The following is a 22,497-nucleotide window of genomic DNA, read 5'->3' on the forward strand; positions in this document are numbered from 1 at the left end:
AGTTAGCAATGAGTAAAGTTAAACTGGGTGAGATTGCAGAAATAACAAAACTTGCTGGATTTGAATTTACAAAGTATATAAATTACAACGATACAGGGGAAATAATTGCATTAAGAGCATTAAATCTTCGTAATGGAAGATTAGATCTGACTGATATAAAAAGAATAGATAGGAATGTTTCAGAAAGTTTATTAAGAAGTAAGCTTTATATCAATGATATTTTATTGACGTATACTGGAAATGGTTATGGTGATTGCGCAATTATTGAAGAAGATGATAAATATCATTTGGCACCTAATATTTGTAAAATCACACCAGATGTAAATAAGGTGAATCCATATTATTTATATACGGTTATAAGAAATCCGTCTTTTAGAATGTTAATGTCGAATTACGTTACTGGAAGTGGACAACCAACCATTCCTATGAAAACCATTCGTATTTTGGAAATTGAGTTACCTGAGCGTGAGTTACAAGATAAGATTGCAGATTTTATTAGGAATATTGATGAAAAAATAGTTATAAATGGGAAGATAAACGATAATTTACTTCAGCAGGCACGCGCTTTATATCAATCATGGTTTGTTGATTACGAACCTTTCGGCGGTGTAAGACCTTCTGATTGGATTGATGATACAATCGATGGTCTTGCAAAAGAAGTAATATGTGGAAAGACTCCATCGACAAAAGTGTCCGAGTATTACGGAAATGATATTCCTTTTATCACCATCCCTGATATGCATGGTAATACATATGCTGTTACCACAGAGCGATATTTGTCGTTATATGGTGCCCAATCACAGCCAAAGAAAACTCTTCCGCGCAATTCAATCTGCGTCAGCTGTATAGGTACCGCTGGATTAGTGACATTAACTGCCCAAGAGAGTCAGACTAACCAACAGATTAATTCAATAATTCCGAAGGAAGGCTACTCCCCATATTATATCTATTTGCTGATGGAGACTCTTTCAGTTATTATCAACAATCTTGGGCAGAGTGGAAGCACCATAGTCAATCTCAATAAAGCACAGTTCGGAAAGATTGCCGTCGTTATTCCGTCAATTGAAATAATGAAATCATTTGACGAAATTGTGAGCCCTATGTTTGAGGCAATTCTCTCAAACCAAGAGGAAAATATTAAATTGGCGGAACTTAGAGACTCCTTGCTTCCTCGTTTAATGTCTGGCGAATTAGATGTCTCTGAACTCGACATCTAAGCTGCTAAATTATCGTTTATAGGGGGAATAATGAATTTATTTGATGATGAAAATAAGATAATAGAACATTTTCAACACATACAAGATAAAGAGGTTTTCTTTCCAAAGCTTGACGATGAAATAGAGTCCCTCTATAAATCTATTCATGAGTCATTGGAGTGGAAAAAGTGTTATAGGCGCGTCACACTTATTCTTTTTTGATAAGTCTTTCATAGAAGAGATTAAGAATACAAAAATTGATTATTTGATTTGGTATGCGCCGTTTAAGTTACTAAGAATCAGCGATAGGATTTTTACATTACCACAGGCAGTTATTTATAATATTCACGAAATGAATTTTAAAGATATTGAGTATGATCAATATGAAATGCGTAGTAGTGAGGCATAGGAGGAAGGTATGACAGCATTTTACACAGAAGCTGATTATGAAAACTCAATAATAGAGCTTTTTCAAGAAATGGGATATCAGCATTTATATGGACCAGATATTGAAAGAGATTTTACAAATCCGCTATATGAATCGGAATTATTAGCTGCATTATCAAGGATTAATCCAGATATGCCGGACGATGCGATTTCGGATGCATTAATCAAACTAAAGAATTTTGAAAATGCAGAATTAGTTCAGAAGAATGCTGTGTTCATGGATTATCTACAGCATGGTATTGAAGTGCGTTATTGGGTGAAGGGTGAAGAACGCTCAGGGTTAGTATATCTAGTTGATTATAATAATCCATCTAAAAATTCCTTTATAGTCGCAAATCAGTGGACTTTTGTTGAAAACAGTAACAAGCGCCCAGATGTTTTGCTGTTTATAAATGGATTGCCTCTTGTACTTATTGAATTAAAATCTCCATCTAGAGAAGAAACAGATGCATCTGAAGCGTATATGCAGATTCGAAATTATATGCATGAAATACCTTCAATGTTTATCTATAACTGTATTTGTGTAATGAGCGATCATCTTACATCTAAAGCAGGTACCATAACATCTGGTGAAGATAGATTTATGGAGTGGAAAACTAAAGATGGCAATTATGAGAATACACAGTATGCTCAGTTTGATACTTTTTTTGAAGGTATTTTTGAAAAAGATAGATTTTTAGACATTATAAAGAATTTTATTTGCTTTTCGAATGATGGCATTAAAAAAGCAAAGATTTTAGCTGGATATCATCAGTATTTTGCTGTAAACAAGGCTGTAGTTTCTACTAAAAATGCAACAGAGACAGATGGTAAAGGTGGCGTTTTTTGGCATACACAAGGTAGTGGAAAATCCTTATCTATGGTGTTCTATGCTCATTTACTTCAGGAGGCATTAGAGAGTCCTACTATCGTTGTTATTACAGACAGAAATGATTTGGATGATCAGCTTTTCGGACAGTTCGCAAAGTGTAAAGATTTCTTGCGTCAGGAACCAGTACATGCTGAGAGTAGAGAACATCTTAAGTCATTATTGGATGGTCGTAAGGCTAATGGAATTATTTTTACTACGATGCAGAAGTTTGAAGAATCAGACGAGCCATTATCAGAACGACGAAACATTGTCGTAATGGCTGATGAAGCACATCGTGGTCAGTATGGTCTAAAGGAAAAAGTTGATGCTGAAACCGGTAAGATAAAAATTGGTACAGCAAGAGTTATCAGAAATTGTTTGCCGAATGCAACCTATATCGGATTTACAGGTACTCCGATTTCTATGAAGGATAGAAGTACAAAAGAAGTTTTTGGTGAATATATTGACGTTTACGATATGACACAGGCTGTTGAAGATGGAGCCACACGACCTGTTTATTATGAGAGCCGTGTAATTAAGCTAAAACTTGATTCAGATGTTTTGAAATTAATCGATACAGAGTATGACGTTATGGCAAATAACGCAGATCCTGAGGTTATTGAGAAGAGTAAGAAAGAACTTGGTCAAATGGAGGCAATTCTTGGAAATGATGAGACGATTGCTTCCTTGGTAGATGACATATTAGATCACTATGAGAATAACCGTGAAAATCTTTTAACTGGAAAAGCCATGATTGTAGCTTATTCACGTGCGATTGCCTTAAAGATTTATCGTCGTATACTTGAGATTCGACCTGGTTGGGAAGAAAAAGTTGCTGTTGTAATGACAGAGAGCAATAAAGATCCAGAGGATTGGCGTGAGATTATCGGTAATAAACGACATAGAGATGAACTTGCAAAGCAATTCAAGGACAATGAAAGTCCTTTAAAAATTGCGATAGTTGTAGACATGTGGCTTACAGGATTTGATGTACCATCTCTTGCAACTATGTATGTTTACAAGCCAATGCAGGGATACAATTTGATGCAGGCTATCGCTCGCGTTAATAGAGTATTCGGAGACAAGGAAGGTGGACTTGTTGTTGACTATGTAGGTATTGCTTCAGCTCTTAAGCAAGCAATGAATGAATACACAACAAGAGATAAAGAGAATTATGGTGATACGGATGTTGCAAAGGTAGCCTATCCAAAATTCTTGGAAAAGCTGTCCGTTTGTCGAGATTTATTCCATGGATTTGACTATTCAGGATTCATGAGTGGTTCGGATTTAGATCGATCAAAGGCGATTAGTGGTGCTGTGAATTTTATAGTTGCACCAGCTCGAGAAAGAGAACGTGAGCATTTCCTAAAGGAATCTTTACTTATGAGACAGGCTTTATCTCTTTGTTCATCGTTAGCAGAAGAACCTCTGCGTGTAGAAGCTGCTTTCTTTGATTCTGTTCGTGTACTTATTATGCGACTTATGAATAAGGGTGAAGGGAAAAAAATTTCCTTGACGGAAATGAACGCGAGAATTAATGCTTTATTGGAACAGAGTATTAAGAGTAGTGGTGTTATTAATTTATTCTCTGATGTTAAGGGAGAATTCTCTTTGTTTGATCCAAAATTCTTAGAGGAAATTGGAAAAATGAAGGAGAAAAATCTTGCCGTTGAGTTGTTGAAAAAGTTGATTTCAGAGCAAGTTGTTATTTACAAACGAACTAATGTAGTTAAGTCTGAAAAATTTAGTGAAATTATTCAACAAACAATGAACAGATATTTCAATGGCATGCTTACTAATGAGCAGGTTATTGAAGAACTTCTTAATCTTGCTAAGCAAATTCAATTTGCTCAACAAGAAGGTCAGAAGTTGGGATTAACAGCAGATGAATTAGCGTTTTATGATGCACTAACGAAACCCCAGGCTATAAAGGATTTTTATGAGAATGAAGAATTAATAGCTATTACAAGGGAATTAGCAGAGGCATTACGAAAAAACAGAACTATTGACTGGCAAAAACGTGATTCGGCTAGAGCAAGAATGAGAATGATGATTAAGAAACTTTTAAGAAAGCATAAATATCCACCTGAAGGAATGGATGATGCGGTTCAGACGGTAATGCTTCAATGTGAATTATGGACAGATAACACAGATATGCAGAAATGATGTATTGTAGTGATGAAATACTTCAAGTGGTTTTCTAAAAAGAATAATTATCTATTTTTAGAACTTGATGCGTTAAAAAGATTATTTGAATTTTGTTCCGAATAATTACTTTGAAATAAGAATAGAGATCGTAATAGAATTTAGGGATAAAATCATTTTATTTTCAGAGCAATTTACATACATTGCAAGTTATGTTAGATAGAAAAATAAGAATATGATGAAGATTCTTATGACTATGGTAGCTAATTTTGTGTATTGTGTATGATTCCGGAGAATTCATTTGGTATCTAAATATTTCTCATGAAGAGGAAGCATAAAGTCAGGATGTTTCCTAGATAAATTTCTTATATTTATAGATTTAGAAAGAGAATAAAATGACAAAAATTGCATTAGTAACAGGAGCTTCGGCTGGTTTTGGTAAAGCTATTGTTAAAAAGTTAGTATCAGATGGCTATCGTGTTATTGCTAGCGCTCGTCGTTTGGAAAAATTGCAGAGCTTACAAGCTGAATTTGGTGAAGACAAAGTTTATCCGCTACAAATGGATGTTTCACAGACTGAAATGATTGACCAAGCTTTAGCAAGTCTACCAGAAGACTGGAAGCAGATTGACCTTTTAGTCAATAATGCTGGTTTAGCGCTTGGTTTAGATAAGGCATATGAGGCAGAAATTTCAGACTGGATGACGATGATTAATACAAATATCGTAGGTCTTGTTTATTTAACACGCCAAATTTTGCCAAGCATGGTTAAGCGTAATTCAGGGATGATTATCAATCTTGGTTCAACAGCTGGAACAATCCCATACCCAGGTGCAAATATTTACGGTGCTTCAAAAGCTTTTGTGAAGCAATTTTCGTTGAACTTGCGTGCTGACCTTGCTGGTACTAAGATTCGTGTGACAAATATCGAACCAGGGCTTTGCGAAGGTACAGAGTTTTCGAACGTACGCTTTAAAGGCGATGATGAACGTGCTGAAAAACTTTATGAAGGAGCGCATGCCATTACGCCAGAAGATATCGCAAACACCGTCTCATGGGTGGCTAGCCAACCAGAACATGTTAATTTCAACCGCATTGAAATGATGCCAGTGTCTCAGACCTACGGTGCACAGCCTGTTTATCGTGATTAATTTTTATATGAGTTAAAGAGCCAAAAGGCTCTTTTTTAGTTTTATGAAATTTTGAAAAAGCATGAAAATAAGACTTGAAAATAGAAGAGAAAAGTATCACTTTTTCATAAGATATAACTATCGTTTTTAAAAAGTTCTTAGTAAAATAGAGAAAATAAGATTGAAGAGGGTATTGCTGTGCATAAAATTGTGTTTTTAGATGTTGATGGAACTTTGGTTGATTATCACAATCGTATTCCAGAATCTGCGGTAATAGCAATCCGCAAGGCGCGTGAAAATGGGCATAAAGTATTTGTGTGTACGGGTCGTAGCCGTGCAGAAATGCAGCCTGAACTTTGGGAGATTGGTCTTGATGGCATGATTGGTGGAAATGGTTCATATGTTGAATATGATAACCAAGTTATCATGCATCAGATGCTTTCAGAAGAGGACTCAAAAGCAATCGTGGATTGGTTACATGAACGTGGCTTAGAGTTCTATTTGGAGTCAAATAATGGTTTGTTTGCTTCAGAAAATTTCAAAGAAGCAGCGCGACCAGTCATGAGACAATACGCTCTTCAGAAAGGAAAAACAGCAGCAGAAGTTGAAGACATGGAAGCTGAAGATGCCCTTCATGGCTTGGTTTATGGTGAAGAATTATATCGTAACGATCTCAATAAAGTTAGTTTTATCTTGAATTCTTATCAGGACCATTTGGATTCTGCTATAGCTTTTCCAAATCTTAAAGCGGGAACTTGGGGTGGACGCGGTGAAACGGCACTTTTTGGCGATTTAGGTGTTAAAGACATCACTAAAGCGCATGCGATTGAGGTTTTACTTGAATATTTGCAGGCTAGTCAAAAAGATACCATAGCTTTTGGAGATGCAAAAGTCGATATTCCAATGCTTGAGTATTGTGATTTTGGAGTTTCTATGGGAAATGGTGGCCCTGAAATCTTGGCAATGGCTGATATGGTGACAGACGATGTTGAAGAAGATGGCATTTATAATGCCTTTGAAAAATTAGGTCTGATTTAGTAAGAGAGTGCTTAGCAGATGTGCTGAGCATTTTTTTGATATTTTTATCCGCTTTTTAATATTGAATCATATGATAGTACAAAGAATGCATTGGATAACATTAGTATTTCATAAATGATAGCGCTATAATGAAGTCAATGAAAAGTGAAAGGGAGATTTACATGTTACACAAAACTTTAAAACCATTTCCAGATTATTTCTTGTGGGGTGCATCAACTTCAGCTTATCAAGTTGAAGGCGCAGCATTAGAAGATGGTAAAGGACCTTCTTGTCAAGATGTCAAAGAATTACCAGCAGGAACTGCAGATTTGTCAGTTTCAGTGGACCATTACCATCACTACAAAGAAGACATTGCTTTGATGGCAGAAATGGGATTTAAGTCATATCGTTTTTCAATTTCATGGTCACGTATTTTGCCAAACGGGACAGGTGAAGTGAATCCAAAAGGAATTGAATTCTATAATAACTTGATTGATGAATGCTTGAAATATAATATTCAACCAATCGTGACAATGTTCCACTTTGATATGCCAGCAGCGCTTGATGAACGTGGTTCTTGGTCAACACATGAGTCAGTAGATTGGTTTGCAGAATACGCACGTGTTTTATTTGAAAACTTTGGTGACCGTGTCAAATATTGGTTAACCATTAACGAACAAAATATGCTAACTTTGGTTGGTCCAGTTATCGGTACACTTCATGTGCCAGAAGGAACAACAAATCTCACTAAGGAAATTTACCAACAAAACCATCACCAATTGGTTGCGCAAGCAAAAGCTATGCAACTTTGTCATGAAATGTTGCCAGATGCTAAAATTGGCCCTGCTCCAAATATTTCTTTGGTATATCCAGCTTCTTCAAAACCAGAAGATATTATTGCTGCTCAAAACTTTAATGCCCTACGTAACTGGCTTTACCTTGATGCGTATGTCTTTGGCGAATACAACAACCTTGCATGGGCTTATATGGAAGAAAATGATGCTGTGCCTACAGTTACAGATGAAGACCGTGCTATCATGAAAGCGGCTAAACCTGATTTTATCGGATTTAACTATTACAATACCGCAACTGTTGAAGCTTCTGACGGTAGTGAGGTAGCAGGTGCAAACGGTGACCAACAATCAAATCAAACTTTCCCTGGTTTTGCTAAAAGCGTTGACAATCCAAATCTTGTGAAAACAGAATTTGGTTGGGAAATTGACCCTGTTGGATTCCGTGCAACAGTTCGTGAAATGTACAGTCGTTACCGCTTGCCGCTTTTAGTTACTGAAAATGGTCTTGGAGCGTATGATACCTTAACAGAAGATGGCAAAATTCACGATGATTACCGTATTGAATATCTCCGTCAACACATCGCTCAAATTCATTTAGCAATCTCTGATGGTGTTGATATGCTTGGTTATAATCCTTGGTCAGCAATCGACCTTATCTCAACACACGAAGGTATCCGTAAACGTTACGGCTTTATCTACGTAGATCGCACAGATGAAGAAATCGGAAGCCTTAAACGTTATCGCAAAGATTCATTCTTCTGGTACAAGAAAGTTATTGCCACAAACGGTCAAGATTTATCTGATTAATAATATTAAAAGCACTCAGCTAATTGCTGAGTGCTTCTTTTAAATTTGAGTGAATTGTTTTTTCTTGAGTTCGAAAATAACATCAGTTTCTTTGGCGACAGCTGTTTCGTGAGTTACGATAATGACTGTTTTATTTTGCTGATGTGCGATTTCTTTGAAAATCGAAACGATATCTTGCGTAGTTTCTTCGTCTAAGTTTCCTGTCGGTTCATCAGCAATAATTAAATCATGTCCAGTTGCTAAGGCGCGTACGATAGCAACACGTTGCTGTTGACCGCCAGAAAGTTTGAGAACTGGCTTATCAATCATTTCTCTAGGGATGCCAACGAGTTCGAAAAGCTCTTCAATTTTAGCATTATCAACGGATTTATTAGAAATTTCTAGTGCCGTTTGAACGTTTTGACGAGCAGTCATGTAGGTCATTAGATTGTAGGCTTGGAAAATAGTCGATACTGCATTTCGACGATAATTGGTCAAGCCAGATTTGTTAATATCTGTGTCATCCAAGTAGATTTGTCCAGTTTTAGGACTGTCAAGTCCAGCTAGTAGTGAGAGGAAAGTTGTTTTTCCGCTTCCTGACTGACCAAGGATTGAATAGACTTTTCCCTTTTCGAAAGTTAGATTCACATCTTTAAACAGATAATCGTCGGGATTATTGGTGTACCAGTAGCCGATATTTTTAGTTTGTAACGTCATGTGATTGTCCTTTCTAGTTAGAAGTCAAGATGTCTTTAGGTTTCATTCGGATAATACCGATACTTGCTAAAATCGTTGACACAAATGAAATAAGAAGAGCAATACCACCGAGTTTTGCAACATCTGTTCCGGTTAATTTGATATCAAGGTCATCGATTTCTTGGCTAGAAGACGTAGCCATTGTAACCATGTTACCCATGCCACGACCTCCGCCATTTCCAGGCGCAGATGGTTTTTGATTCGAATTAGTGTCTGTGTTGCTGTCAGATGATTTAGTATCTTGTCCAGGTCCGCCAGCCCCAGGTCCGGCATTTTGAGTTGTTTGTTCAGTAGAAGTTGATGACGATAGCAATTGATTTCCAAGGGCATTACCAACAAAATTACCTGCAAATGAAGCAATGACAAGCGAAACCACAGTTACCATAAGAAGTTCTGTGAAGAATTGACCGATAATCTTCAAACGATTTTCACCGAGACTCATCAAGACACCAATCTCATAACGGCGCTCGCGGATGCTTAAGATGACGATAAGTGTCAAAATAACGGCACCTGCAATAGCAACTAAAATAACGATGTTTTGTGCGATTGATGAAATGTTATTTAATGGTGAAAGCATTTGTTCATAGATTTCATCACTTGAAGTTACTGAGTAAGAATCTGTGTCGATGTCAGACTTGATTTCTTTGACGAAAGCATCCATATTTTTAGGATTTGAAAGTGTGTAAACAGCTGAATCAAGCGTGTCAGTTTCACCTTTCATGGTATTTGCAGTTGTAAGATTTGTGTAGATGTTATTTTGCGGATTAGATGCATTTGACATCATTTGTGCTGTTGTGGCAGTAGATGAATTGTCATAAATGCCGACAACGGTAAGTGTATAGCTTGTTTCAGTATCATCTACAGTTGTTGATACTGTAAAAGTATCTCCAACACTTAAATCATTTTCGTCTGCTAAATCTGATGAAATAACAGCTGAATTATCTGCGGTATCACTTGTAATACCTACACCTTTTTTAATCTCACTTGTGCCTGATGTAAAATCAGCAACGTAATCTGTACTATTGACACCAGTAATCGTAAAGTCACCTGATGCCATCATACCACCGCGGTCAGGTTGATTAGAGTCTGTTGAAGCGCTATCGCTTGTATCATCAGAAGATGAAGAAGTTGAAATTGCAGAGATTCCATCACCAGCAGTTGCTGTGGTAGTGGTTGTGAAGAGATAAGATGCAACATCATCTTTTTCTGCGATTGATTTTGCTGTTGCGAGATCGACAGAAGTTACTGCTGAGCTATCATCTGAACTATCGCCACTTGATTCACTGCTGTCTGAACTGTTTTCACTATCAGGTTTGAAAGCTTTCATCATTGCTTCGCGGTTAACTGATAAGGTGACTGTAGCGCCAGCTTTGCTTTTTGCGGACTCAACTGCAGAATTTGCTGCATTTTTAATGGTTAGACCAGCTAACACAAAAATCAATATAGCGCTAGTTACTAGAACCAGTAATCCAGTTCGTCCTTTTTTAGCTTTGGTCACAAGCCAAGCTCTTTTAAAAAAATTCATATAAAACTCCTTTGCATTTGTTACAAAAAAGTTTAGGCAAAATTACTTAACCAAAACTGAAATAAAGCTAAAAGAAAGCTTAAAGTTGCAAAATTCAGATATTAGATAATGTACGTAAATAACGAACGTTATAAAAATATATTTCAAAAAGAGTTGACATAAAACGAATAAAGATATAAAATAATAATGGAAGGGTAAGGAATTACCTAGCGATGCTCTGCTATTTAACAGGAGTAGGAGAGTTATAGGAAGGTCATTTTTTAATGAAAGAGTCGATGTATTTTTGGCTGCTCTATTAAGTGAAAAGTGATTGTTATTATTCCTAAACTGAGTTGCCAATGATACAAAGACTATGGAGAAACTTATATGTATAATGAAATGCCTGTCTTTGATTACGAAGATATCCAATTGATTCCTAACAAATGTATCATTAAGAGTCGCTCAGAAGCTGATACGCATGTGACACTCGGTGATTATACTTTTAAGTTGCCAGTTGTGCCAGCAAATATGCAAACGATTATCGATGAAGATATTGCTGAACAGCTTGCTAAGGATGGCTATTTTTACATCATGCACCGTTTTGATGAAGCTTCTCGTAAGCCATTTGTTAAACGTATGCATGACCAAGATTTGATTGCTTCAATCTCAGTAGGTGTTAAAGATTATGAGTACGATTTTGTCTCAAGTTTAAAAGATGACGCACCAGAATTCATTACTATTGATATTGCTCACGGGCATTCTGACAGCGTGATTAATATGATTAAGCATATTAAAAAAGAATTGCCAGATACTTTTGTTATTGCTGGTAATGTCGGAACACCTGAGGCTGTTCGTGAGTTGGAAAATGCTGGTGCAGATGCTACAAAAGTTGGTATCGGCCCAGGTAAAGTATGTATTACAAAAGTGAAAACTGGTTTTGGTACAGGTGGCTGGCAATTGGCTGCGCTTCGTTGGTGTGCAAAAGCTGCCCGCAAGCCGATTATTGCTGATGGCGGTATTCGTACGCACGGTGACATCGCAAAATCAATTCGCTTCGGTGCCACAATGGTTATGATTGGTTCACTTTTTGCTGGTCATTTAGAAAGTCCAGGAAAATTGGTAGAAGTAGATGGCAAACAGTACAAAGAATATTATGGCTCTGCTTCTGAATACCAAAAAGGTGAACATAAAAACGTTGAAGGTAAGAAAATTTTGTTACCTGTTAAAGGTCATTTGAAAGACACGCTTGTAGAAATGAAAGAAGACCTTCAAAGTTCGATTTCATACGCTGGCGGACGTGACCTTCATGCCCTAACGCGAGTAGATTATGTTATCGTTAAAAATTCAATTTGGAACGGTGACTCGATTTAAAGAAGGAAGTTGTCAGTATCTTCAGAAAATTACTTCTTTAATAATCAGGCCGATTTCATCTTGAAATCCCAAATTAAAATGATACAATATCTATAATATTAATGTGATAGTTAAAATTTAATAAAGCTTATTTATGCTACGAATGGGCGTAGCGTTTCTACAAGACACCGTAATGTCTAACAATAAGTCAATTTCTCAGTAAGTAACTGAGAAGCGTTTTTACGTAACTGTAAAAGCGAGACCGAGTTTTACAAAAAGGTGTTTACGATTCGTAAACACTTTTTTTATATATTTTGTCTTCGTTAAGATTGCCCTAAAAAGCTTCATAGTAAGTTGTTAGTTTTGACAATCCAATTTTTAATAAGATTTAAAAGGAGAATCCATGAAATTATTGGAAGAACGCATCTTAAAAGATGGGAATGTTTTGGGTGAGGATATCTTAAAAGTAGATAGTTTCCTTACACACCAAGTTGACTTTGAACTAATGCAAGAAATTGGTAAAGTTTTTGCCGAAGCTTATAAAGAAGCTGGTATCACAAAAGTCGTTACAATCGAAGCATCAGGTATCGCGCCAGCTCTTTATGCAGCACAAGCTATGGGTGTTCCGATGATTTTTGCTAAAAAAGCTAAAAACATCACAATGACAGAAGGCATCCTAACTGCTGAAGTCTACTCATTCACTAAGCGCGTGACAAGCACGGTATCAATTGCAAGTAAATTCTTGTCAGAAGATGATACAGTTCTTATCGTTGATGATTTCTTGGCAAATGGTCAAGCAGCTAAAGGTCTTCTTGAAATCATTGGTCAAGCAGGTGCCAAAGTTGCTGGTATCGGTATCGTTATCGAAAAATCTTTCCAAACAGGTCGTCAATTACTTGAGGAAGCAGGCGTTCCTGTAACATCACTTGCTCGTATCAAAGAATTCAAAGACGGAAAAGTCATCTTTACGGAGGCAGATGCATAAAATGGAAATGAATGAACAAAAACACTCACAAGCAGCAATCCTAGGTTTGCAACACTTACTTGCTATGTACGCAGGTTCAATCCTCGTACCAATTATGATTGCAAGCGCACTTAATTATTCAGCTGAGCAATTAACTTACCTAATCTCAACTGATATTTTCATGTGTGGGGTTGCCACTTTCTTACAGCTCCAATTGCGTAAGCATTTTGGAGTAGGGCTTCCAGTTGTTCTTGGTTGTGCCTTCCAATCTGTAGCTCCATTATCAATCATCGGTGCAAAACAAGGTTCAGGTTACATGTTTGGTGCTTTGATTGTCTCTGGTATCTATGTGATTTTGATTTCAGGTATTTTCTCAAAAATCGCTGATTTCTTCCCACCAGTTGTAACAGGTTCTGTCATCACAACAATTGGTCTGACATTGATTCCAGTTGCGATTGGTAATATGGGTGATAACGCTGATGCACCAACAGCTCAGTCTTTGATTTTAGCACTTGTGACAATTGCTATTGTGCTTGTGGTTAATATCTTTGCTAAAGGTTTTATTAAATCAATTTCTATCTTGATTGGTTTGATTGGTGGTACGATTGTAGCAGCGTTTATGGGCTTAGTTGATACTTCAGTTGTTGCTAACGCTCCGCTTGTTCATATTCCACAACCATTTTACTTCGGTGCACCAAAATTTGAAATTACATCAATCATTATGATGTGTATCATTGCTACAGTTTCAATGGTAGAATCAACAGGTGTTTACCTTGCTTTGTCAGATTTGACTGGCGAAAAATTAGACAGCAAACGTCTTCGTAACGGATATCGCGCAGAAGGTGCAGCTGTTCTTCTCGGTGGTATTTTCAATACTTTCCCATATACAGGATTCTCTCAAAACGTTGGTTTGGTTCGTATTTCTGGAATCAAAACACGTCGTCCAATTTATTACACTGCATTGTTCCTTGTTATCCTTGGTCTTCTTCCGAAATTTGGTGCAATGGCACAAATGATTCCAAGTCCAGTTCTTGGTGGTGCCATGATTGTCCTATTTGGTATGGTTGCCCTTCAAGGGATTCAAATGTTAAATAAAGTTGATTTCGAAAATAACGAATATAACTTTATCATTGCTGCGGTCTCAATCGCTTGTGGTGTTGGTTTTAACGGAACAAATCTCTTTGTTAGCCTTCCAAACACAGTTCAAATGTTCTTAACAAACGGTATCGTCATTGCCGCATTATTCGCTGTTGTTCTTAATTTGATTTTAAACGGGAAACCAAAAAAATAAGCGTTTAGATATAAATAAGCCATTCTAGAATTATCTAGAATGGCTTTTAATTTATCGTAGCATCTGAAAATGCGATTTTAACCCGCTAGTAATGGCTAGGCGATTGTCTTTTGTGATGAGAATGCCTTCGATATTTGGTGTATTTTGAATGGTGGTTAGAGCTTGCATGATTGGTAGCCCAAAGAGTTTTGTCGTCCATATTTCACAGTCAACAGACAAATCAGAAACAATGGTTAGACTTGCCATGTCAGTTTCAATTGGATAGCCAGTTTTTCGGTCAAAAATGTGGTGGTACTCTTTGTGACCAACTCGCAAATGTCGTTCGTAAATGCCAGATGTAACAACAGATTTATTTTTGAGAGATAAAATTCCGATATTATTCCCACGAGTGGTTTTCGGATTTTGGATACCAATTCGCCAAATGCCGTTTTCTTGTTTTGGATTGTCACCGTAAACGAGAACATTGCCACCGAGGTTAATCATGGCAGAAGTGACTTTTTCAGACTTTAGATAGTCCATAACTTTATCAGCGATATAACCTTTGGCTAGAGCACCGAGGTCAATTTTCATTCCTTTTTGGCTGAGGAAAATACTCTTCGTGTCAGGATTTAGAATAATATTATTAGGATTTGACAAAGCTAGCGCTTTTTGAATTTTTTTAGGATTTGGGACATTCGCATCGTCAAAACCAATGCGCCAGCTTTGCACCAATGGACCGATAGCAATATTGAGATTTCCTGGATGAGCGAGGCTGTGCGTTTTACCAAGCTGTGTCAGCTCAAATAAATCTGGATGAACACTGACAGGAGCAATGCCGGAGTTATTGTTAATCACCATAAGCTCAGAATCATCGTCATTTGCGCTGAAACGATTTTTATAGATGGTTAATAGGTGGCAGACGTCATTGATATGCTTTTCAGGAGTATCAGACTCAATAAGGATATCGATGATTGTTCCCATCATTTTTATACTATGACTTAATTGCACGTGTTCGCCTCCAAAAATCTTTCTTAGTTTAGCATAATGCTTTCTAGTTTAAAAAGCAATTATTTAATGATGATAAAAAAGCCACCTATAAAAGGTGGCTTGTTAGTTATAATGAAAAATTAGTTTTTCTTTTTCATTTCACCGTGTGGGTAGTAAGTACCTTCAGGCATATCGTTGATGAAAACGTGGATAGCTTCTTTTGGAGCTTTTGCGATACGTGAAACAACTTCAGTTACTTCGCGAGCAAGCTCAACTTTTTGTTCTTGAGTACGACCTTCGAATAAATCGATTTTTACGAATGGCATAATAATCTCCTTTAAAATAAATTAACACTACAATTTTAGCACATTTAGCAGTAAAATTCAGTGTTTATCGGGAAAATAAGGAATGTTTTTTTATTCTATTTAAAAAGTTTTAAAATATCAGATAAGCCAAATGTTGTTTTATGATAAACATTATTGTAGGCCGCTTTTTTAGGATTTTTAATCCAGCCAGATCCTTTTTTGCCATATCCTGGAATAATAGCCTTTTTGGCTTGCCTTTTCCATTTAGCAGTAGTGCGAGCCTTCAAGCTCTTTTTTAAACTTGGTTTTCTAAATCCGATTTTCATGATTTAAACTCTCCTAGCTGATTTCTTTTTCAATTTTAATGTCATAGAAAACTTCTAATTATTGTCTCCTGCATATAGAGCAATAAATATAGCTAGCATTGCAACGATTACAATTGGTTTCATTTTTTCCTCTTCTTAATTAGATAATTATTTACATGATATACGATACTTCAAACTTCTTTTTCCGTCAATAAGTTTTGAAAATTTGTATACACATTCTCGTAATACAATTGTGATTCTTTTAATGAAATGTTATCTAATCTACATGAGTGCTATGCTATAATATAACTAAGCTTTAACAACTTAACCGCAGGATGGGTGACGTTTTGTCGCTCTTTAATGCGTTAGGTATTTTTTTGTGTTGGTTACTGATTTTTTATGAGTAATAAGGGCTAGTAGTGTGTTGCTACTAGCTTTTTTGTGCTTTCAAATGTTACTCGTATCGCGTTTATTAAGCAGATACTTTTTGAATTGCTGGTTACCTGGTTTAATCCACGGTGATTTTATGGTAAAATAGTAAAATATTAGTAGAAGGTAGGATTGTCACTTTTGGCTCAACTCTATTATAAGTATGGAACCATGAATTCTGGTAAAACCATCGAAATTTTAAAAGTAGCTCACAATTATGAAGAACAAGGAAAACCTGTTGTTATCATGACATCAGCTCTTGATACACGTGATGGGTATGGTATTGTTTCAAGTCGTATCGGTATGCGTCGTGAAGCTATCGCAATTACAAATGAGATGGATGTTTTTGAATACGTCAAAGCTTTGCCAGAAAAACCTTATTGTGTTTTGATTGATGAATGTCAGTTTTTAACGAAAAAGCACGTTTACGAATTGGCGCGTGTTGTTGATGAATTAGAAGTCCCAGTAATGGCTTTTGGGTTAAAAAATGATTTTCAGAATGAATTATTCGAGGGTTCAAAATATCTACTTTTATTAGCAGATAAAATTGATGAAATTAAAACCATTTGCCAATTTTGTTCTAAAAAGGCAACTATGGTGTTGCGAACTGAAAATGGAAAACCTGTTTACGAAGGTGACCAGATTCAAATTGGTGGAAATGAAACTTACATTCCAGTGTGTCGCAAGCACTATTTTAAACCAATGATTTCAAACGAAGATTAAGAAATTAAACGTATTTTAAAGAGAGGATAATCAAAAAAGATGAACATTTATGATCAGCTACAAGCGGTTGAAGACCGTTATGAAGAATTGGGAGAATTGCTCAGTGACCCAGATGTCGTTAGTGACACAAAACGCTTCATGACTTTGTCTAAAGAAGAAGCAAGTACACGTGAAACTGTAGCCGTTTACCGTGAATACAAAAAAGTTCTTCAAAACATTGAAGATGCCGAAGAAATGATTAAAGATGCTGGTGGTGACCCAGAACTTGAAGAAATGGCAAAAGAAGAGCTTAAAGAATCTAAAGCAGCAAAAGAAGAATATGAAGAAAAACTAAAAATCCTTCTATTGCCAAAAGATCCTAATGATGATAAAAATATCATCTTGGAAATCCGCGGTGCCGCTGGTGGTGATGAAGCAGCTCTATTTGCTGGAGACCTTCTTCAAATGTATCAAAAATATGCTGAAAGCCAAGGTTGGAAATTTGACGTCATGGAAGCTTCTTACAATGGTGTCGGAGGTATCAAAGAAGTTGTTGTCATGGTTTCAGGTCAATCAGTTTATTCTAAATTGAAATATGAATCAGGTGCTCACCGTGTTCAACGTGTCCCTGTAACTGAAAGCCAAGGTCGTGTTCACACATCAACAGCTACTGTCCTTGTTATGCCAGAAGTAGAAGAAGTTGAATACGAAATCGATCCAAAAGATTTGCGTGTAGATATCTACCACGCATCAGGTGCTGGTGGACAAAACGTCAACAAAGTTGCGACTGCCGTTCGTATGGTCCACATTCCAACTGGTATCAAAGTTGAAATGCAAGAAGAACGTACACAACAAAAGAACCGCGATAAAGCCATGAAAGTTATCCGTGCGCGTGTCGCTGACCACTTTGCTCAAATCGCTCAAGATGAACAAGATGCAGAACGTAAATCAACAGTCGGAACTGGTGATCGTTCTGAACGTATCCGTACATATAACTTCCCACAAAACCGTGTGACTGACCACCGTATTGGCTTGACATTGCAAAAACTTGACAGCATTTTGTCTGGTAAACTAGACGAAGTTATCGATGCCCTTATTTTGTTTGATCAAACTAAGAAACTAGAAGAGTTGAATAAATAATGAATTACGCTGAAACAATCAGCCAATTAGAAAAACAATTACAAGAAATTGGTGAGGATCCAGAAAATTTGGCTTACGTTTTTCGTGAGCTAAAGGGCTGGAGCCTGCTCGATTTCATTTTGCATCAAAATAAAGATGTTTCTGCTCAAGATCAAGCTCTGATAGAAGACATCATGAGCCAGTTAAAAGAGCACCGTTCGCCTCAGTATATCACTGGAAAAGCTTATTTTCGTGACTTAGAACTTGCTGTTGATGAGCGTGTTTTGATTCCGCGTCCTGAGACAGAAGAGCTAGTTGATTTGGTTTTGAAGGAAAATAGCAAAGCTGACTTGCAGATTTTAGATATTGGCACTGGTAGTGGAGCGATTGCGATTTCACTTAAGAGTGCGCGTCCTGATTGGCACGTGACAGCATCAGATATCTCATCAGAAGCTCTGCAATTGGCAAAAGAAAACAGTGAGAGAAATCAAGCGTCACTTGATTTTATTGAGTCAGATGTTTTTAATCAGATTTCAGGAAAATTTGATGTGATTATCTCAAATCCTCCTTACATTGCTTATGATGACGAGGATGAGGTTGGTGTTAATGTTCTTGCTTCTGAACCACATTTGGCGCTTTTTGCGGATGAAGATGGTTTTGCGATTTATCGTCGCATTATCGAAGGTGCAAGTAGTCACTTGACTGAAAATGGAAAACTTTATTTTGAAATTGGATACAAGCAGGGAGATGGTATGCGTCGTTTGTTAGCGCGGCATTTTCCTGAAAAACGTGTCCGTGTTTTACAAGATATATTTGGTAAAGATAGAATGGTCGTGATGGATAATGGCTAATTTGGAAGAAATTCTTCAGTCAGGTGGGGCGGTGATTCTGCCGACAGAAACGGTTTATGGATTATTTGCTCAAGCGATGAATGAGGATGCGGTAGAGCATGTTTACCAACTCAAGCGTCGTCCAAAAGAAAAAGCCATGAATTTAAACGTAGCAGATTACGAGACTATTTTAGCTTTTTCGAAAAATCAACCTAGCTATTTGAAAAAAATATATGATACTTTTTTACCTGGTCCGCTGACGATTATTTTACAAGCAAATGACCGTGTGCCAGCTTGGATCAATTCTGGCTTATCAACAATTGGTTTTAGAATTCCAAAACATCCACAGACTCTAGAATTGATTAAAAAGACAGGCCCACTGATTGGTCCGTCAGCTAACATTTCTGGAAAAGAAAGTGGGAAAATATTCGCTGACATTAAAGAGCAATTCGACAATAATGTAACAGGACTTTCTGATGATGCTGCGCTTACAGGTGTTGATTCGACAATTTTAGATTTGTCTGGTGAGTCTGCTCGTATTCTTCGTCAAGGCGCCATCACTAAGGAAGAGTTGTTAGCTTGTGTGCCTGAGTTGACTTTTGCGGATTAGGTATTTTTTGGATATTCTTTTTACTGTTTCGGCTTTTACAGACTTTAAAGAGTAATTCTTGCGATTTAAGGAATGTGACGTGATCTTATCAAAAGGAGATAAGGATATGATTTTTGACAAGGAAAACTACGAAGCATTTGACCCAGAACTTTGGGCGGCAATTTCTGCTGAAGAAGTTCGTCAACAAAATAATATTGAGCTAATTGCCTCAGAAAATGTTGTCTCTAAAGCTGTTATGGCAGCACAAGGAAGTTTACTAACGAATAAGTACGCTGAAGGTTATCCTGGTAAACGTTACTATGGAGGAACCGACTGCGTGGATGTTGTCGAAAATTTGGCTATCGAACGCGCAAAGCAACTATTTGGAGCTAAATTTGCTAATGTTCAACCGCATTCAGGAAGTCAAGCAAATGCCGCTGCTTATATGGCTTTAATCCAACCAGGTGATACTGTGATGGGGATGGATTTAGCAGCTGGTGGACACTTGACACACGGTGCTGCTGTGAGCTTTTCAGGAAAAACATATCATTTTGTCTCTTACACAGTTGATCCTGTCACAGAATGTATTGACTATGATAAGTTAGCTGAGCAAGCAAAAGAAGTGAAGCCAAAACTTATCGTTGCAGGCGCATCAGCTTATTCACGTATCATTGATTTTAAACGTTTCCGTGAAATCGCAGATAGCGTCGGTGCATACTTGATGGTTGATATGGCTCACATTGCTGGTTTAGTTGCAACAGGTCTTCATCCAAGTCCAGTTCCATATGCGCATGTCACTACGACAACAACTCACAAGACTCTTCGTGGTCCTCGTGGCGGTTTGATTTTGACAAATGATGAAACTATCGCTAAAAAGATTAATTCCGCTGTCTTTCCTGGACTTCAAGGTGGTCCTTTGATGCATGTTATTGCAGGTAAAGCTGTCGCTTTGAAAGAAGCACTAGATCCAGCATTCAAAGAATATGGTGAGCAAGTGATTAAAAATGCTGCAGCTATGGCTGAAGTGTTTGCAAACCACTCTGATTTTCGTGTCATTTCAGGTGGAACAGATAACCATGTCTTTCTTGTAGATGTGACAAAAGTGGTTGAAAATGGGAAATTAGCCCAAAATATCCTTGAGTCTGTAAATATCACACTTAATAAGAATTCGATTCCATTTGAAACACTTTCTCCATTTAAAACTTCTGGTATCCGTATCGGAACGCCAGCTATCACAAGCCGTGGAATGGGAGAAAAAGAATCACGAACAATAGCTGAGTTGATTGTTAAAACTCTTGAAAATTATCAAAATGAAACTATTTTAGAGGAGGTTCGTCGTGAGGTCAAAGCATTGACTGATGCTTTCCCACTTTATTAACGAACAGCTGAGTCTAACTTTTAGGCTCGCTCGCAAATAAACCATGATTGATTTATATATAAAACGTATTGTTATCCATCAATTTACTCCGAATGATACTGAGCTAATTTTGTCAGATCAGTTATTGACAATTACACCTCGTATTGACGAGTATTTTCGTAAAAAATTGAGCAAAGTTTTTTCTGACGAAGCTAAACGTGGAACTTTTTCAGAAGACAATGTTTTTCTTAGTTATTTGAGTGATGATTTGATGGAATCATCAGTTAAGATTGCACAGCTTTGGAAAGAAGAATTTGTCATTTCTGATAACCAAAAGACAAATGATTTGGTTTTTATCCAATTTGATAAAGATGGTGTTGAACACTTTGCTTTTCTTCGTGTAGCATTGAGAGAGAACTTCACTCACATTTCAAGTGATAGCGAAAGTCCAATCAAAGTAACACAAAATAATTTTCCATCAGCAGCGCAGACGCCTGATGAAGCTTTAGTCATTAATCGTAGCAATCGCAATTATTATCTGATTGAAAAACGTATTAAGCATAATGGAAGCTTTGCTAATTATTTTTCAGAGAATTTGTTGCAAGTTCAACCAGAGCAATCTGTCAAAAAATCGATTAAGATGGTTGAGCAAACCGCACAAAAAATTGCTGAAAACTTCCAGCAAGATGATTTTGCTTTCCAATCTAAAATGAAAGCAGCTATTTACAAAAATTTGGAAGAAGAGCAAGAACTCTCGCCTGAAAAATTGGCAGATCAGCTTTTTGACAATAATTTGACAGCTCGTTTGACTTTTGTCGATGAATTGAAAGAAAGCATTCCAGAGCCTATTCAGGTATCGGATATCGATCATTCACGTCAGACAAAAAAATTAGAGAACCAGAAACTTTCTCTATCAAATGGGATTCAGTTGATTGTTCCTAATAATGTTTATGAGGATGCCGAATCGGTAGAATTCATTCAAAATCCAAATGGAACTTATTCCATCTTGATAAAAAACATAGAGGATATTCAAAATAAATAATGTTTAAGTTCTTAAAACGTCTGATTGTCCTTGCTTTTGTTCTTTTCTGTGGCTATCAAGTTTATGTCACACACGAAAATGTCAAAAACGTTTTGCAGTACAAAAGCATGGTTAAAGAGATTTTAGATGACAATGATACAACAGCAAATGTTGAGCTGGTTTTGGCCATGATTTACACGGAAACTAAAGGGAACGATGGTGACGTCATGCAATCAAGCGAAAGCTCTGATGGTGTTGTCAATTCCATTTCTGATAGTAAGACCAGCATTCGTCAAGGTGTCACTGTCCTTTCAGAAAATCTTTCCTTGGCTGATGAAGCAGGGGTTGATGTTTGGACAGCTGTTCAGGCATACAACTTTGGGACATCATACATTGATTATGTTGCAAAACACGGTAGTAAAAATACAATTGCTTTAGCTAAAACATACTCGCGCGACGTAGTAGCTCCAAGTCTTGGTAATACGACTGGTGAATCTTATTTTTACTATCATCCACTTGCTTTGATTTCAGGCGGACAATTATATCGAAATGGTGGAAATATCTACTACTCGCGTGAAGTTCATTTTAATCTTTATTTGATTGAATTAATGAGCTTATTCTAACTAGTAAGGTTTAGAGAGAAG

General features: G+C 36.9%; 21 protein-coding genes and 1 riboswitch. Of the genes, 16 read left to right on the forward strand and 5 right to left on the reverse strand.

Annotation, left to right across the window (positions count from 1 at the left end; translation table 11 throughout):
- Positions 1-8: 8 nt before the first annotated feature.
- The 6 genes from ACN0NP_RS09095 (at position 9) to ACN0NP_RS09120 (ending at position 8,386) form a co-directional block, all read left to right on the forward strand.
- Entirely contained in the window at positions 9-1,217 is a 1,209-nt protein-coding gene (locus ACN0NP_RS09095) for a restriction endonuclease subunit S (RefSeq protein ID WP_423217217.1), read from the forward strand.
- Between the two features lie 30 nt (positions 1,218-1,247).
- A complete protein-coding gene (locus ACN0NP_RS09100; protein ID WP_423217218.1) occupies positions 1,248-1,418 on the forward strand; it encodes a hypothetical protein in 171 nt (56 codons plus the stop codon).
- A 196-nt stretch (positions 1,419-1,614) separates the two neighbouring features.
- Positions 1,615-4,659, forward strand: coding sequence for a type I restriction endonuclease subunit R (locus tag ACN0NP_RS09105; RefSeq protein WP_423217219.1), 3,045 nt, complete (start codon positions 1,615-1,617; stop codon positions 4,657-4,659).
- 374 nt (positions 4,660-5,033) lie between these two features.
- Positions 5,034-5,789 carry an SDR family oxidoreductase gene (locus ACN0NP_RS09110; protein WP_423217220.1) on the forward strand — a complete coding sequence of 252 codons (756 nt, stop codon included), beginning with the start codon at positions 5,034-5,036 and terminating at the stop codon, positions 5,787-5,789.
- A 177-nt stretch (positions 5,790-5,966) separates the two neighbouring features.
- Entirely contained in the window at positions 5,967-6,806 is an 840-nt protein-coding gene (locus ACN0NP_RS09115) for an HAD family hydrolase (RefSeq protein WP_423217221.1), read from the forward strand.
- A 161-nt stretch (positions 6,807-6,967) separates the two neighbouring features.
- Positions 6,968-8,386 carry a glycoside hydrolase family 1 protein gene (locus tag ACN0NP_RS09120; protein ID WP_243603310.1) on the forward strand — a complete coding sequence of 473 codons (1,419 nt, stop codon included), beginning with the start codon at positions 6,968-6,970 and terminating at the stop codon, positions 8,384-8,386.
- Positions 8,387-8,425: 39 nt separating this feature from the next.
- Here ACN0NP_RS09120 and ACN0NP_RS09125 read toward each other — a convergent pair whose 3' ends face one another.
- A complete protein-coding gene (locus ACN0NP_RS09125) occupies positions 8,426-9,082 on the reverse strand; it encodes an ABC transporter ATP-binding protein (RefSeq protein WP_024344158.1) in 657 nt (218 codons plus the stop codon).
- Between the two features lie 13 nt (positions 9,083-9,095).
- Positions 9,096-10,646 carry an ABC transporter permease gene (locus ACN0NP_RS09130; protein WP_423217222.1) on the reverse strand — a complete coding sequence of 517 codons (1,551 nt, stop codon included), beginning with the start codon at positions 10,644-10,646 and terminating at the stop codon, positions 9,096-9,098.
- Positions 10,647-11,012: 366 nt separating this feature from the next.
- Between ACN0NP_RS09130 and guaC the strand changes: the two genes are divergently transcribed.
- The 3 genes from guaC to ACN0NP_RS09145 all read left to right on the forward strand — a co-directional run bounded on the left by guaC (position 11,013) and on the right by ACN0NP_RS09145 (position 14,230).
- The gene (gene guaC, locus ACN0NP_RS09135; protein WP_039690816.1) at positions 11,013-11,996 is read left to right on the forward strand and encodes a GMP reductase; all 984 of its coding nucleotides are present in this window, start codon (positions 11,013-11,015) and stop codon (positions 11,994-11,996) included.
- A gap of 107 nt (positions 11,997-12,103) precedes the next feature.
- Positions 12,104-12,199: riboswitch (purine riboswitch) on the forward strand.
- Between the two features lie 179 nt (positions 12,200-12,378).
- Positions 12,379-12,960: a xanthine phosphoribosyltransferase gene (locus tag ACN0NP_RS09140; protein ID WP_024344155.1), complete on the forward strand. Its 582-nt coding sequence runs from the start codon at positions 12,379-12,381 to the stop codon at positions 12,958-12,960.
- Positions 12,953-14,230, forward strand: a complete 1,278-nt coding sequence (locus ACN0NP_RS09145) for a nucleobase:cation symporter-2 family protein (RefSeq protein ID WP_162138315.1) — start codon at positions 12,953-12,955, stop codon at positions 14,228-14,230. Before ACN0NP_RS09140 ends, ACN0NP_RS09145 begins: the two co-directional genes overlap by 8 nt.
- A gap of 51 nt (positions 14,231-14,281) precedes the next feature.
- Here the strand turns inward: ACN0NP_RS09145 and ACN0NP_RS09150 are convergent, their stop codons facing one another.
- The 3 genes from ACN0NP_RS09150 to ACN0NP_RS09160 form a co-directional block, all read right to left on the reverse strand.
- Positions 14,282-15,217 carry an FAD:protein FMN transferase gene (locus ACN0NP_RS09150; protein WP_423217223.1) on the reverse strand — a complete coding sequence of 312 codons (936 nt, stop codon included), beginning with the start codon at positions 15,215-15,217 and terminating at the stop codon, positions 14,282-14,284.
- A 119-nt stretch (positions 15,218-15,336) separates the two neighbouring features.
- Positions 15,337-15,522, reverse strand: a complete 186-nt coding sequence (locus tag ACN0NP_RS09155) for a 4-oxalocrotonate tautomerase (protein WP_002888803.1) — start codon at positions 15,520-15,522, stop codon at positions 15,337-15,339.
- Positions 15,523-15,617: 95 nt separating this feature from the next.
- On the reverse strand, positions 15,618-15,827 hold the full coding sequence (locus tag ACN0NP_RS09160; RefSeq protein WP_423217224.1) for a hypothetical protein: 210 nt from the start codon (positions 15,825-15,827) through the stop codon (positions 15,618-15,620).
- 549 nt (positions 15,828-16,376) lie between these two features.
- On the opposite strand from ACN0NP_RS09160, the gene ACN0NP_RS09165 reads away from it, so the two are divergent.
- The 7 genes from ACN0NP_RS09165 (at position 16,377) to ACN0NP_RS09195 (ending at position 22,476) form a co-directional block, all read left to right on the forward strand.
- Positions 16,377-16,958 carry a thymidine kinase gene (locus ACN0NP_RS09165; protein WP_039698428.1) on the forward strand — a complete coding sequence of 194 codons (582 nt, stop codon included), beginning with the start codon at positions 16,377-16,379 and terminating at the stop codon, positions 16,956-16,958.
- 39 nt (positions 16,959-16,997) lie between these two features.
- Positions 16,998-18,077 carry a peptide chain release factor 1 gene (gene prfA, locus ACN0NP_RS09170; protein WP_024344150.1) on the forward strand — a complete coding sequence of 360 codons (1,080 nt, stop codon included), beginning with the start codon at positions 16,998-17,000 and terminating at the stop codon, positions 18,075-18,077.
- On the forward strand, positions 18,077-18,907 hold the full coding sequence (gene prmC / locus ACN0NP_RS09175; protein WP_423217225.1) for a peptide chain release factor N(5)-glutamine methyltransferase: 831 nt from the start codon (positions 18,077-18,079) through the stop codon (positions 18,905-18,907). The genes prfA and prmC overlap by 1 nt, the downstream gene beginning before the upstream one ends.
- Positions 18,900-19,496 carry an L-threonylcarbamoyladenylate synthase gene (locus tag ACN0NP_RS09180; protein ID WP_423217226.1) on the forward strand — a complete coding sequence of 199 codons (597 nt, stop codon included), beginning with the start codon at positions 18,900-18,902 and terminating at the stop codon, positions 19,494-19,496. Before prmC ends, ACN0NP_RS09180 begins: the two co-directional genes overlap by 8 nt.
- 106 nt (positions 19,497-19,602) lie before the next feature.
- Entirely contained in the window at positions 19,603-20,853 is a 1,251-nt protein-coding gene (glyA, locus tag ACN0NP_RS09185; RefSeq protein ID WP_423217227.1) for a serine hydroxymethyltransferase, read from the forward strand.
- 43 nt (positions 20,854-20,896) lie between these two features.
- Complete coding sequence (locus ACN0NP_RS09190; RefSeq protein WP_024344146.1) at positions 20,897-21,874, forward strand: nucleoid-associated protein; 978 nt, start codon at positions 20,897-20,899, stop codon at positions 21,872-21,874.
- The gene (locus ACN0NP_RS09195) at positions 21,874-22,476 is read left to right on the forward strand and encodes a lysozyme family protein (protein WP_021142234.1); all 603 of its coding nucleotides are present in this window, start codon (positions 21,874-21,876) and stop codon (positions 22,474-22,476) included. The genes ACN0NP_RS09190 and ACN0NP_RS09195 overlap by 1 nt, the downstream gene beginning before the upstream one ends.
- Positions 22,477-22,497: the final 21 nt, after the last annotated feature.

Origin of the sequence: Streptococcus equinus (genome assembly GCF_049393805.1) — a bacterium.
Lineage (GTDB): Bacteria > Bacillota > Bacilli > Lactobacillales > Streptococcaceae > Streptococcus > Streptococcus equinus.

Coding starts and splice junctions, on each gene's coding strand:
- ACN0NP_RS09190 (WP_024344146.1), top strand. CDS start 20,897: ATGATTGATTTATATATAAAACGTATTGTTATCCATCAATTTACTCCG.
- ACN0NP_RS09180 (WP_423217226.1), top strand. CDS start 18,900: ATGGCTAATTTGGAAGAAATTCTTCAGTCAGGTGGGGCGGTGATTCTG.
- ACN0NP_RS09160 (WP_423217224.1), bottom strand. CDS start 15,827: ATGAAAATCGGATTTAGAAAACCAAGTTTAAAAAAGAGCTTGAAGGCT.
- glyA (WP_423217227.1), top strand. CDS start 19,603: ATGATTTTTGACAAGGAAAACTACGAAGCATTTGACCCAGAACTTTGG.
- ACN0NP_RS09095 (WP_423217217.1), top strand. CDS start 9: ATGAGTAAAGTTAAACTGGGTGAGATTGCAGAAATAACAAAACTTGCT.
- prmC (WP_423217225.1), top strand. CDS start 18,077: ATGAATTACGCTGAAACAATCAGCCAATTAGAAAAACAATTACAAGAA.
- ACN0NP_RS09155 (WP_002888803.1), bottom strand. CDS start 15,522: ATGCCATTCGTAAAAATCGATTTATTCGAAGGTCGTACTCAAGAACAA.
- ACN0NP_RS09105 (WP_423217219.1), top strand. CDS start 1,615: ATGACAGCATTTTACACAGAAGCTGATTATGAAAACTCAATAATAGAG.
- ACN0NP_RS09130 (WP_423217222.1), bottom strand. CDS start 10,646: ATGAATTTTTTTAAAAGAGCTTGGCTTGTGACCAAAGCTAAAAAAGGA.
- ACN0NP_RS09110 (WP_423217220.1), top strand. CDS start 5,034: ATGACAAAAATTGCATTAGTAACAGGAGCTTCGGCTGGTTTTGGTAAA.
- ACN0NP_RS09120 (WP_243603310.1), top strand. CDS start 6,968: ATGTTACACAAAACTTTAAAACCATTTCCAGATTATTTCTTGTGGGGT.
- guaC (WP_039690816.1), top strand. CDS start 11,013: ATGTATAATGAAATGCCTGTCTTTGATTACGAAGATATCCAATTGATT.
- ACN0NP_RS09195 (WP_021142234.1), top strand. CDS start 21,874: ATGTTTAAGTTCTTAAAACGTCTGATTGTCCTTGCTTTTGTTCTTTTC.
- ACN0NP_RS09100 (WP_423217218.1), top strand. CDS start 1,248: ATGAATTTATTTGATGATGAAAATAAGATAATAGAACATTTTCAACAC.
- ACN0NP_RS09145 (WP_162138315.1), top strand. CDS start 12,953: ATGCATAAAATGGAAATGAATGAACAAAAACACTCACAAGCAGCAATC.
- ACN0NP_RS09125 (WP_024344158.1), bottom strand. CDS start 9,082: ATGACGTTACAAACTAAAAATATCGGCTACTGGTACACCAATAATCCC.
- prfA (WP_024344150.1), top strand. CDS start 16,998: ATGAACATTTATGATCAGCTACAAGCGGTTGAAGACCGTTATGAAGAA.
- ACN0NP_RS09140 (WP_024344155.1), top strand. CDS start 12,379: ATGAAATTATTGGAAGAACGCATCTTAAAAGATGGGAATGTTTTGGGT.